10 protein-coding genes are annotated in these 11,944 nt (G+C 65.3%); 7 read left to right on the top strand and 3 right to left on the bottom strand.

Annotated features, from left to right (window positions below; translation table 11 throughout):
• Positions 1–50 precede the first annotated feature (50 nt).
• The 7 genes from FHS98_RS17920 (at position 51) to FHS98_RS17890 (ending at position 8,965) form a co-directional block, all read left to right on the top strand.
• On the top strand, positions 51–881 hold the full coding sequence (locus FHS98_RS17920) for an alpha/beta fold hydrolase (RefSeq protein ID WP_208402373.1): 831 nt from the start codon (positions 51–53) through the stop codon (positions 879–881).
• A gap of 12 nt (positions 882–893) precedes the next feature.
• A complete protein-coding gene (locus FHS98_RS17915; protein WP_167108593.1) occupies positions 894–2,267 on the top strand; it encodes an FAD-dependent oxidoreductase in 1,374 nt (457 codons plus the stop codon).
• A 43-nt stretch (positions 2,268–2,310) separates the two neighbouring features.
• A complete protein-coding gene (gene rclC, locus FHS98_RS17910; RefSeq protein WP_167108590.1) occupies positions 2,311–2,940 on the top strand; it encodes a reactive chlorine resistance membrane protein RclC in 630 nt (209 codons plus the stop codon).
• Positions 2,941–3,414: 474 nt separating this feature from the next.
• On the top strand, positions 3,415–4,134 hold the full coding sequence (locus FHS98_RS17905; RefSeq protein WP_167108586.1) for a hypothetical protein: 720 nt from the start codon (positions 3,415–3,417) through the stop codon (positions 4,132–4,134).
• 14 nt (positions 4,135–4,148) lie between these two features.
• Complete coding sequence (locus tag FHS98_RS17900) at positions 4,149–5,810, top strand: FAD-dependent oxidoreductase (RefSeq protein ID WP_167108582.1); 1,662 nt, start codon at positions 4,149–4,151, stop codon at positions 5,808–5,810.
• A gap of 223 nt (positions 5,811–6,033) precedes the next feature.
• Positions 6,034–6,882 (top strand): alpha/beta fold hydrolase, encoded by an 849-nt coding sequence (locus tag FHS98_RS17895; RefSeq protein ID WP_208402371.1) that lies wholly within the window; start codon positions 6,034–6,036, stop codon positions 6,880–6,882.
• Positions 6,883–7,510: 628 nt separating this feature from the next.
• Positions 7,511–8,965 carry a catalase gene (locus FHS98_RS17890; RefSeq protein ID WP_425057364.1) on the top strand — a complete coding sequence of 485 codons (1,455 nt, stop codon included), beginning with the start codon at positions 7,511–7,513 and terminating at the stop codon, positions 8,963–8,965.
• Between the two features lie 67 nt (positions 8,966–9,032).
• Here FHS98_RS17890 and FHS98_RS17885 read toward each other — a convergent pair whose 3' ends face one another.
• From FHS98_RS17885 to FHS98_RS17875, 3 genes are all read right to left on the bottom strand, one after another.
• Positions 9,033–9,545 carry a methyltransferase family protein gene (locus FHS98_RS17885; protein WP_167108573.1) on the bottom strand — a complete coding sequence of 171 codons (513 nt, stop codon included), beginning with the start codon at positions 9,543–9,545 and terminating at the stop codon, positions 9,033–9,035.
• A gap of 172 nt (positions 9,546–9,717) precedes the next feature.
• On the bottom strand, positions 9,718–10,227 hold the full coding sequence (locus tag FHS98_RS17880; RefSeq protein WP_167108567.1) for a hypothetical protein: 510 nt from the start codon (positions 10,225–10,227) through the stop codon (positions 9,718–9,720).
• Positions 10,228–10,409: 182 nt separating this feature from the next.
• The gene (locus FHS98_RS17875) at positions 10,410–11,642 is read right to left on the bottom strand and encodes an AraC-like ligand-binding domain-containing protein (RefSeq protein WP_167108562.1); all 1,233 of its coding nucleotides are present in this window, start codon (positions 11,640–11,642) and stop codon (positions 10,410–10,412) included.
• Positions 11,643–11,944 lie beyond the last annotated feature (302 nt).

Below are 11,944 nucleotides of genomic sequence, written 5' to 3'. Positions count from 1 at the left end.
CGTTCGGCGCGACCGCGGCCCCCCCAAGCCCGTTTCACGGAGACACCGACATGGCCACTATCACCACCAGGGACGGCACCCAGATCTTCTACAAGGACTGGGGTCCCAAGGACGCACAGCCCATCGTGTTCCACCACGGCTGGCCGCTCAGCGCGGACGACTGGGACGCGCAGATGCTGTACTTCCTTGGCCACGGCTATCGGGTGATCGCGCATGATCGCCGCGGGCACGGTCGCTCGACGCAGACCGACATCGGCAACGACATGGACACGTATGTCGCCGACGTGATCGAACTGACCGACCACCTGAACCTCCAGAACGCCGTTCATATCGGCCACTCGACCGGTGGTGGCGAGGCGGCGCGCTATGTCGCGCGCGCACGGCCGGGACGCGTCGCCAAAGCGGTGCTGGTCGGCGCAGTGCCGCCGATCATGATCCAGTCCGCCAAGAATCCCGGCGGCACCCCCAAGGAGGTGTTCGACGGCTTCCGCACCGCGCTGGCCGCCAACCGCGCGCAATTCTACCTCGATGTCGCGAGCGGCCCCTTCTACGGCTTCAACCGCCCGGACGCGAAGGTCTATCCCGGCACGATCCAGAATTGGTGGCGGCAGGGCATGATCGGCGGCGCGAAGGCCCATTATGACTGCATCGAGGTCTTCTCCGAGACCGACTTCACCGACGACCTGAAGGCGATCGCGGTGCCGACGCTGGTGCTGCACGGCGAGGACGACCAGGTGGTTCCGATCGCGGATTCAGCCGAGCTTGCGATCAAGCTGCTGAAGCACGGCATGCTCAAGACCTACAAGGGCTATCCGCATGGCATGTTGACCACGCATGCAGACGTCCTGAATCCCGACATCCTGGCCTTCATCAAGGCCTGAGGAGCAGGAACCATGGAAGCGGAAGCGTTCGATCTCATCGTCTTCGGCGGCGGCAAGGCCGGCAAGACGCTGGCGATGGATCAGGCCAAGGCTGGCAAGCGTGTGGCGATGGTGGAGCGCGGGCTGATCGGCGGCTCGTGCATCAACGTCGCCTGTATCCCCAGCAAGGCGCTGATCCGCAGTGCTGAGTTGCACGCCCTCGCGGGGGATGGCAGCGCTTACGGTAGCCCGGCGGAGGTCGGCCTGGACATGGCAGCCGTCGCCGGGCGGACGGCCGCCGTGGTGGCCGAAATGGTCGCCACCAACCGGAAGGGCTTCGAGGCGTCGGGGCTCGATCTGGTGCTGGGCTGGGGCAAGTTCGTTGCCCCCAGGGTGATCGAGGTAGCAACCGACGCCGGCCCCCGCCGGCTGACCGCGCCGGCCATCTACCTCAATCTCGGCACCGTGGCCGATGTGCCGGCAATACCGGGCCTGGCCGCGGCGGAGCCGATGACGCATGTCGAGGCGCTCCGGCTCGAAACGTTGCCCGATCGCCTGATCGTGTTGGGCGGCGGCTATATCGGGCTCGAACTCGGCCAGGCGTTCCGCAAGCTCGGCGCCGAAGTACTGATCATCGAACAGGGTCCGCAGATCGCGGCCCGCGAGGATACCGATATCGCCGAGGCCATGACCACGGCGCTGCGCGGGGACGGCATCGGTTTCGCGGTCAGCGCGAAGGTCACCGAGGTTTCGGGCCTGTCGGGCGAACAGGTGACTGTCACGTTCGAAGATGGCAGCTGCCACAGCGGCTCGCACCTGCTGGTCGCAGCCGGCCGCCGGCCGATGACCTCCGGCATCGGGCTGGAACTGGCCGGCGTCGAACTGGATGCGCGCGGACTGGTGAAGACCGATCCGCAACTGCGCACTACCGCCGAGGGGATCTGGGCGCTGGGCGAAATCGCCGGCACGCCCATGTTCACGCACGCCTCGCTCGACGATTATCGCGTGATCAAGAGTCGAATGACCGGCGGCGACCGCACGACGACAGGCCGGATGATCCCCTATTGCGTGTTCATCGATCCCGAGTTGGCGCGCGTCGGCCTGAACGAAAAGGAAGCGGCGAAGCTCGGCATTGCCTATCGCCGCGTCACGTTGCCGATGGATGTGGTACCGCGCGCCCGCACTCTGGGCGAGCGAAAGGGCTTCATGAAGGCGCTGATCGGCGACGACGATCGCATCCTCGGATTCGCCATGCTCGGCGCGCAGGCCGGCGAAGTGATGACCGCCGTCCATATGGCGATGCTGGGGGGCCTGCCCTACACGACCGTGCGCGATGCGATCATCGCCCATCCGACGCTCGCCGAAGGGCTCGGCATGCTGTTCGCGGTCCAGCCCGCGAAACCCTGAAATCACTCGGACGCGCCGCGACGGCCGCCGAAAGGAGACAATAATGAACTCTCTCTATACCGGGACGCTCCGGCTGGTCGCTGGCCGGGGTTCGCAGATGATCGGCATCGCCGCGATGAAGATCGCCATCGCCATCATCTTCCTGTGGATCGGCTGGCTCAAGTTCCAGCCCTATGAGGCGGACAGCATCACCGTGTTCGTCGCGAACAGCCCGTTCATGCGCTTCTTCTACAACCACCCGGCCGACTATGCCGCACACCTGACGAAGGAGGGGATGCTCGTCCCAGCCCAGCGCGCCTGGCAGATGGCCAACAACACCTACGGCTTCTCCATGGGGCTCGGCAGCCTCGAACTGGTGATCGGCGGTCTCACGCTGGCAGGGTTGTTTTCCCGCCGCCTCGGCCTTGTCGGCGCGCTCCTTGCGTTCGGCACACCCTTCGTCACCCTCTCCTTCCTCGTGACGACGCCCGAGGCTTGGGTTCCGGCGCTGGGCGATGCGCAGCACGGCTTCCCCTATCTGTCGGGACCGGGTCGCCTCGTCATCAAGGACGTCGCCATCCTGGCGGGCGCATGGCTGATCATCGTCGATACCGCGCGTGCGCTGCTCGCCGATCGGATCGAACAGACGTCGACTGAGGTGGCCGCCTCGACGCCGCTGCGCGTGGCAGCCTGATCAGACCTATACCGCGGTATGCCATGACGCTCCTTCCGCCGCTGCTGTAGGGCTAGCGTGTCCAGTTTGGCGGGAGGAACGGCTCTGCGTCCTCACCGATCGCACGCGCAGCCCGATCCGGAAGCAATTCGAGCAGTTGGGCGTCGCGACGGCATATGGTTTCGAGTTCGCGGATGATCTGGACGGGTGGAATATGCCGCACCGCCAGCCGTCGGCAACCGTTCTTGGCGGGTGAGCATTTTGCAGTGGCGACCGACTGAAGCTGTCCATCGAGATCATGCTCGGCAGCCCGCTCAGAGATGACGGTGAACCGGGGTCCTGTCGTATAGGCTGCGTTTTCCGAGCACGGCGGCCCCACCCCCTACCAAGGTGTGTCATGAGGGCCGGCATATCCGCCTGAGGGCCTACCATCGTATTTATTCACCTCCCTGTCCCGCCCCTCCAGAATGGCGCAAACGATCTGGAGACCTCATCGTGGACAATCTGGCGAAGACGATCATCGATGCGCATGGCGGGCTGAACCGCTGGCGCGGTTTCACCACGCTGAGCGCGCATCTGGTGCAGGGCGGCGCATTGTGGGGCCTTAAAGGTCATGGCGGCCTCCTCGATGATACGACCGTGACGATCGACCTGACGCGCGAGCATGCTTCTCACGCGCCGTTCGGATCGGCGGAGCGCAAATCCTCCTTCACGCCTGGTCTGGTCGAATTGTTGTCGTCCGACGGAGCCGTGCTGGAATCACTCCCGTCGCCCCGCGACTCCTTCGTCGGCCATACGCTCGAAACGCCGTGGACCGAGCCGCAACTCGCGTATTTCGCGGGGCTCGCGATGTGGACCTACCTGCGAATGCCGTTCCTGCTCGCCGAGGATGGCGTGGAATCGTCCGAGATCGAAAGCTGGGAAGAAAATGACGAAACCTGGCGGAGGCTGCGGGTACGCTTTCCCACCTCGATCGCAACGCACAGCACCGAGCAGACGCTCTATGTCGGCGACGACGGCCTGCTGAAGCGCCACGATTACGACGTCGAGATCGCCGGCAACACGCCCGGCACCCACTATATCTCCGACTACAAGGAGGTGCAGGGTATCCTGTTCCCGACCAAACGCCGCATCTTCCCGCGCCAGCCCGACAACCGGGCCATGGCCGAGCCGCTGGTCGTGTCGATCGACCTCGATCGCATCACACTGGCCTGAGCCGCCGGACAACGATGCTCGCCGAGGAGAAAGTCCGCAAACCCCACCCCCGCGAGGCGCAAATCTTTCCGCGCCTCGACCGGGAGACGGTCGATCGCCTGCTGCCTTACGGGCAGTTGGAACGCCCGGCCCCGGGAACGCTCCTGTTCGAGCGCGGGGCACGGTCCGCCGATTTCTTCGTCGTACTCGACGGCGAGATCGAGTTGCTGGACGAGACCGGTGCGCAAGCACCGGTCCCGTTCCATTGCTACACCGTCGGACAGTTCACCGGCGAGTTGCATCTGTTCAACGACCGCGCGCTGCTCGTCAGCGGGCGCGCTGGGCCGGGCACGCACGTGCTGCGCATCGCGCGGCCCGACTTTAAACGCATGGTCTCGACCGAAGCCGATATCGGCGAGATGATCATGCGCGCCTTCATCCTGCGCCGGGTCGATCTGATCGCATCGGGCCAAGGCGGCGTGACGCTGGTAGGATCGTCGCACGCGGCCGAAACCCATCGGGTCCGGGCGTTCCTCACGCGCAACGCCCACCCCTATCGCTTGCTCGACCTCGACAGCGATCCGTCCGCGCTGGAGGCATTGGCCGGCTTCACGATCGGCATGGCCGATCTCCCGCTCGTGCTAATGCCGGGCGGCACGGCGCTTCGGAACCCGGCCATCTCCGAACTCGCGACCACGCTCGGTATCGATCAGGCCGGCGATCCGGACAAGGTGTATGACGTCGCGGTGGTCGGCGCCGGGCCGGCCGGGCTCGCAGCCTCTGTCTATGCGGCCTCGGAAGGGCTGGCGACCGTCGCCGTCGAGGGCAATGCGCCCGGCGGCCAGGCCGGCACCAGCAGCCGCATCGAGAATTATCTCGGCTTCCCCACCGGCATTTCGGGCCACGCTTTGGCCGGTCGCGCGCAGATCCAGGCCCAGAAGTTCGGCGCGCGCCTCGCGGTCTCGCGGCCGGTCGCGAAGCTCGATTGCGCCGAGCGGCCGTTCGCGCTGACGCTGGAGGGCGGCGAGGTACTCCGCGCCCGCACCATCGTGATCGCCACGGGCGCGCGCTACAGGCGGCTCGATCTGCCCGGCTACGCCGCGCTCGAAGGGCGCGGTGTCTATTATGCCGCGACGCCGATGGAGGCCCAACTCTGCAAGGAGCAGGAGGCGATCGTCATCGGCGGCGGCAATTCAGCGGGGCAGGCGGCGGTGTTCCTCTCGCGCACCTGCAGGCATGTCCATGTGCTCGTCCGCTCCGAAGGGCTGGCCGCAACCATGTCGGACTATCTGGTCCAGCGAATCGCCGATTCGCCGGTGATCACGCTGCATCCCTTCACCGAGGTGACAGCCGTCGAGGGACAGGATTTCCTGACCCACGTCACCTGGACCGACCGCAGGATCGGCGCCAGCGAACGCCGCGAAATCGGGAGCCTGTTCGTCATGATCGGCGCCGATCCCAACACGCCATGGCTCGACGGCTGCGTCCCGCTCGACGACAAGGGCTTCGTGCAAACCGGCACCGGGCAGAACGGCGCACCACTCGCCTCGCCCTACGCGACGAGCGTGCCCGGCATCTTCGCGGTCGGCGACGTGCGATCGGGATCGATCAAGCGCGTGGCGTCGGGTGTCGGCGAAGGGTCCGTCGTCATATCCGCCGTCCACCAGTTTCTTGCGGCACTGGACGACGCATCGTGACGGTGCGCGGCCGCCGGCGGCCCGCCTGACGCTGACGCCACCGACGGAGGCCGCGAAAGAGACGAGCCTGCGAGCCGCTCAGCCCGTCCGCTGCTCGCTCCCCGCCTAGGCCCGATACCTATGTATGGGGACGCCAACCCCTTGGCGGAATGGCCCTCGCTCCTTCGCATCGCCAGTTTGCGACGGCGCTGCGCCGGTGCAGCGCATCGTCGGGATTGAGGGTATGGCGCAGATTTCAGGCATCCATTCGAGCTTCGGGCCGATCGCCGCGGAAATGATCGAGGTCGACGGGCTCTCCATCCGCGTCGCGCGCGACGGCGCGGGATCGGACGCGCCCATCCTACTGACCGCGCCCTGGCCCGAAAGCATCTTCGCCTTTCACGCGGTATGGCAGGAGTTCAGGAAGGAAGGCCCGATCATCGCAGTCGACCTGCCCGGCTTCGGCCGATCGGAGGGCAGGCCGGACCTGATGTCCCCGGCGCGCATGGGCGATTTCCTGATCACCTTGCTCGACGTGCTGGGGCTCGATCAGGTCCATGCCGTGGTGCCCGACGTCGGCACGCTGGCCGCGCTGTACGCGGCGGTCGATCATCCCGAACGCTTCAAGAGCATCATCGCGGGCTGCGGCGGGACGAGCATGGACCTGCTCGGCGAGCCGCTGAAGCAGATCGTCAACAGCACGCCCGAGACCTTCGCCGGCGTCGAGGGCGGTGCCCAGATCGTCTCGCTCGTCCGCGAATTCGCGCGGATTACGCCGCCCGATGCGGTGATCGAGGATTACCGGCTGTCATCGCTCGACGCGCGCTGGAACGAGGCCGCAGACTTCGTGCGCGCCTACAAAATCGATCTGCCCCGCCTGGCGGAGCTACTCCCGCTCATCTCCACGCCGGTGCTGGTCATTTCGGGCAAGGATGACCCCTTCGTTCCGTCCGCCAACGGCGAATTCCTCGAACAGCATCTGCAGAACTGCAAGGCCGTCGTGATCGATGCGGGCCATTTCGTCTGGGAAGATGCGCCCGACGATTACGCCGCGCTCGCCACCGACTGGATTCGCGCCGCAAACGGGCGCTGAGCATCGCGCGAAGCATGACCGGTCAGGGAAATGCGACACCGTCGCTACCCTGACCGGCCCGCATTGCGCAGGTGCATAGACGGGTTCCGCGTTTCGAAGGAGTGTCCGCGGAGGGCCGCCCCGTCAAACGGATGTCCAGGGTCGCGAAATGGGGCGACGGGCAAGAACGGCATATCGGCGAGCGCAGCGAGTACGACGTCGCCGCAGAGCGCCCACCAACAGGACAATCCAGCCTCGGCCCGATCGTTGACGACGATGTCCAAGCAGGGGCCACTCCATCCTGCCATGACCGGAGAGGACGAGGCATGTATGGAGCGGCAACCCGGCCAGCGGGCAGGCGACATGCTGCCCGAGCGCGAAGCCGTTCAGAGACACCAATAGCTTGTCGGCCTAGCCGACGCGCGATGAGAACCCCGCCGCGAGAAGTACCGTCGCAATCCGTGGCACCGATATACTCCTGAAACGCCGATCCCCTGCTGGCCGCGACCGGGCTGCCCCCCGTCCCGCCGAACAGCCGACCCATGCTTTCGTATGGTACGGCCAGACCCTCCTCCCGGTCGATCCGACACCGCAACATATCTTAGTCCTCGAAGCCGACAGGCCACCGGCCCGAACGATGGAGGATTTCGTGGAGCGCAAGGATCTGACAACAGCCGCAGGCGCGCCGGTCGTCGACAATGTGAACATCATGACCGCGGGTCCGCGCGGGCCCGCGCTGTTGCAAGACGTGTGGCTGATCGAGAAGCTCGCCCATTTCGATCGCGAGGTGATCCCCGAGCGTCGCATGCACGCCAAGGGATCGGGCGCCTTCGGCACCTTCACCGTTACCCACGACATCAGCCGGTACACCAAGGCGAGCCTGTTCTCCGGCATCGGCAAGAAAACCGATGTCTTCATGCGATTCTCGACCGTCGCGGGCGAGCGCGGCGCGGCGGATGCCGAGCGCGACATTCGCGGCTTCGCGGTGAAGTTCTACACGGACGAGGGCAATTGGGATCTGGTCGGCAACAACACGCCGGTCTTCTTCTTCCGCGATCCGCTGCGCTTCCCCGATCTCAACCATGTCGTGAAGCGCGATCCGCGCACCGGCCTGCGCAGCGCGCAAAACAACTGGGATTTCTGGACGCTGCTGCCCGAGGCATTGCACCAGGTCACGATCGTGATGTCCGATCGCGGCATACCGCGCGGCTATCGCCACATGCACGGCTTCGGCAGCCACACCTACAGCCTGATCGACGCCGAGAATAACCGCGTCTGGGTGAAGTTCCACTTCCGCACCCAGCAGGGCATCGAAAACCTCACCGACGAGGAAGCAGCGACCGTGGTCGGTGGCGATCGCGAGAGCAGTGGCCGCGACCTTCTGGAAGCGATCGATCGCGGCGAGTTCCCGCGCTGGGAAGTCTCCATCCAGGTGATGACCGAGGAGGAGGCCCGCAAGCACCGCCACAATCCGTTCGACCTCACCAAGGTATGGCCGAAGGGCGAATTCCCGCTGATCCCGGTCGGCATGCTCGAACTCAATCGCAATCCCGAAAACTATTTCGCCGATGTCGAGCAATCGTCCTTTTCGCCGGCCAATATCGTGCCGGGCATCGGCTTTTCGCCCGACAAGATGCTACAGGCGCGGTTGTTCTCCTATGGCGACGCCGCGCGCTATCGGCTGGGCGTCAACCACCACAGTATCCCGGTCAACGCGCCGAAATGCCCGTTTCACAGCTATCATCGCGACGGACAAATGCGCGTCGATGGCAATCTCGGCGCGACTACACCCTATTTCCCGAACAGCACGGGCATGTGGGCCGACCATCCCGAGCTCAAGGAGAAGCCGCTGCCGATCGGCGATCTGGCCGATCATTGGGACCATCGCGTCGACGAGGACCATTATGAGCAGCCCGGCATTCTGTTCCGTAACATGACGCCCGACGAGCAGGAGCGCCTGTTTGCCAACACCGCGCGCGCGATCGGCGGCGCGAGCGTGGAAGTTCAGCTACGCCATATCGCCAATTGCGAGAAGGCGGACCCGGCCTACGGCGCGGGCGTCGCGGCGGCGCTGGGTATCAAGCAGCGGATCGCGGCCGAATAACATGATCGGCCGGGCGGGCGCTCGCGATCGGGTTCGGCCCGTTGCGGGCGCCTGCTGGCGAGGCTGATCAATAGCGCGCGAAGGTGTCGCGCGTGACGCGCTCTTCCAGCCGGATGCGCATGGTGAGCGGCAGGAGATAGATGGCGATGCCGACGATCAGCGTGGCGATGGCGTGCAGGGTCAGCGCATACCCCACCAACTCGGGCAGGATGTTCAGATAGCAATTGGGATGGCGCACCACCCGGAACAGCGGGGGCGTGACGAGTTCGTGGTCACGCGCGATGAGCAGCTTCACCCTCCACAGCCCGCCGAGCAGTCGCGGCACCACGAACAACATCGCCGCTCCGAACAGGCAGATCGCGAGCCCTATACCCGTGACGGCATCGAATCCCGGCCCACGCACCATTCCCTCGACCGAGGCCGCGACATAGAAAGCGATATGGGCGATCGCGAGCAGACTGGAGTTGGTGGCCCCATGTTCGATCGCTCCGCCGGCGCGCAGCACCTTCTCGTTGCGGATGGGCACCGCCAGCATGGCGAAGCGGTAGACCAAAGCGGCGGCGATGAAGGCGTAGATCATGGCATCTCTTCGGTTGCGGGGGCCGGACTATACCCCCTTGCAGCCCGATGCCGGCCATCGCGGGGCTCGCCCGCCGCATAGAGGTTCACCGGCCACCCCGAAATCGATACCCGGGTATGGCGTCGACAGGATTTTTTAAAGTAGCGCCCCAAAACCGGTTCGCGCGTGTGGATCAGTCGTTCGTGGCCATTGTCACGATCGTTGAGTTGGCAAGCAGGAGCGCCATTGCATCACGGCGCAGCGCGGAGAGATGGCCCAGCTGCTCGCCGTTGCGCGCATCGCCCGCTGCGATCGCCTGCTCGATGTCGGCGCACAGTTCCCTCGATCGCGCCGCAAGGACCGAGATATCCCGCGCGATGAGAAGGTATCGGGCATCAGTGCAAGAAACTTTGTTTGCCTCATCGAGGCCGCCCCAGGCCTCCGAAAGCGAAGAGCGATTACGCTCGAACATGTCGCAAAGGCGTAGGAGCGAGCGTTGCGCGAACTCGTATCGAGGCTGCTCGGCATCAAGATGGCAACCGACGGCGCTCAGGAAGATCCACGAGATCCAGGCCAGCCGCCTGAGCCCGTATTGCCGGTCCCGAACGGGCCGCGATAGCATGTCGTAGAGATCGGCGGAGACCGGGGAGCGCATCGGGGAGGACGGTAGAGCACCGGCGCAGAACGAAGGATCACGCAGCATCGGGGGTTCGCTCGTCGCCGTTCGACCCAGCCCGTCATCGCAGAGGCCGGATCCGTCCTTCGCCCCGAAGACTATCCTCAGGCCTGCCCACATCTTGCCTGATCGGTGCGCTCCCGGATATCCGAATCCTGCAGTCCGGTCCGGATCCCGCAACAATGGTTATGCCATTGCAACGAACCAACCTAAGATTCAGGCTGGTCGCCGCCCAAGCAGGCGGACGCGGATGCCACGGCCGCCCGCTCCCGCGCGGAGCGCAACGTCTCGGACGGGCTTTCCCGAAACTGCCTCTGATAATAGCCCGCGAACCGGCCGCCGTGCTGCATTCCGTAGCGGTTGGCGATCGCCAGGATATTCACGGAGCTGTCGGCACCCGCGACGATATCGCGCCGGGCATGATCCAGCCTCAGGGCGCGCAGCCAGTTCATGGGCGTGCTGCCGCGGAAGCGCTTGAAGCCGTCATGCAGGGTGCGCGCCGACACGCCTGCCGCAGACGCCACCGCCTCGATCGTCACCTCGTCGGCAAGCGAGGCTTCCATGAAGAGTTCGGCTCGCCGCACATAGCCCGGCGCTCCAGCCAACGGCCGCGGCCGCGGCGGCATCCGCTCGTTGAGCATCGCCTTCACCATGCCGGACACGCTGTCGACCACCCCGCCCCGCACGATCGACGACTGGAAAGCACCACCCCCACGATTGAGCTCGCGACAGACAAAGCCGAGATAGTCGATCAGACTGCCCGCCTGCTCGTCGATGACCTCCGGGTCGATGCCCGCTCCGAAGCCGGTCGCGGCCTCGTCGCCCTGCTCGATGAGCCGTCGCGGGATTCCGACGGCCAGATGCGAATCGTCGCGCTCGTGGACGAAGCGGTATTGCGCGTCCGGCCCCATCAGCATGTACGAGCCGGGCTCCAGCGACTTGATCGCGGACTCACGCTCGACGAGCATCTGCCCGCGCAACTGAACAAGCAGGATATATTGCGCCCGGTTCGAGCTGTTGATGAGGACGTCGACCTCGCTTCCATAGGAAATCTGGTTGATTGACGCGCTTTCGATCCGCGCGGAGGAATGGCGGAAATCGAGCGGATTGGAGCGATCACGCTGGATCACTTCGTGCGGGCAGAACACCTCCGCGACGCTCCGGATCGCGCGGAGCGGATCGGTCGCACGATGCTGATCGAAACGGTCCGCGCTGAACCCATCGGATCGTGGCGACAGGAAGAAATCGTCCTTCGCCATCGCCGAAATCGTCTGCCCTAGGCCATGCATGGGCGCCCCGCGCGTCTCCCTATAGAAATCCAATGAGTAGCCGATGGTGCACGCAAGCGGATCCCATACCGACGTATGGGGTCCACTTATTCGCAGTCTCCATCGAAACTCGGCGTCAGGCACTGCCGGCCCGCGGCGCGCTGCCTTGGCCACCCGCCGCCGAGCGCGCGGAACAGGACGACCTGATGGAAGATGATCCGGGCGTCGGCGGCGGCCGACACAGCCCGCGCATCAGCGAGCGTGCGTGAGCATCGAATCCGGTTGAAACGGTCGGTGGCGGCCGCGCTGCGCCGTCTGACCGGATCGGCTGGCGTACGATTTCAGGTCAATGATAAAACCAGGAGATTTCCACATCGAGCAACTAGGTTGCGTTGACAAAGTGGATTCCCAAACGGCCTGAAGTTTGATTCAAGGCAGCTCTTTGCGGGGAGCAGCGATGGCGCGTGGGGATCTGA

It is taken from the genome of Sphingomonas oligoaromativorans, from assembly GCF_011762195.1.
In the GTDB taxonomy this organism is placed as follows: Bacteria; Pseudomonadota; Alphaproteobacteria; order Sphingomonadales; family Sphingomonadaceae; genus Solisphingomonas; species Solisphingomonas oligoaromativorans.
This window is presented reverse-complemented; position numbering and strand designations above follow the sequence as displayed.

Bases quoted from the DNA above. Each gene is read 5' to 3' on its own strand.
- FHS98_RS17920 (WP_208402373.1), top strand. From the start codon at position 51: ATGGCCACTATCACCACCAGGGACGGCACCCAGATCTTCTACAAGGAC.
- FHS98_RS17900 (WP_167108582.1), top strand. From the start codon at position 4,149: ATGCTCGCCGAGGAGAAAGTCCGCAAACCCCACCCCCGCGAGGCGCAA.
- rclC (WP_167108590.1), top strand. From the start codon at position 2,311: ATGAACTCTCTCTATACCGGGACGCTCCGGCTGGTCGCTGGCCGGGGT.
- FHS98_RS17885 (WP_167108573.1), bottom strand. From the start codon at position 9,545: ATGATCTACGCCTTCATCGCCGCCGCTTTGGTCTACCGCTTCGCCATG.
- FHS98_RS17915 (WP_167108593.1), top strand. From the start codon at position 894: ATGGAAGCGGAAGCGTTCGATCTCATCGTCTTCGGCGGCGGCAAGGCC.
- FHS98_RS17880 (WP_167108567.1), bottom strand. From the start codon at position 10,227: ATGCTGCGTGATCCTTCGTTCTGCGCCGGTGCTCTACCGTCCTCCCCG.
- FHS98_RS17895 (WP_208402371.1), top strand. From the start codon at position 6,034: ATGGCGCAGATTTCAGGCATCCATTCGAGCTTCGGGCCGATCGCCGCG.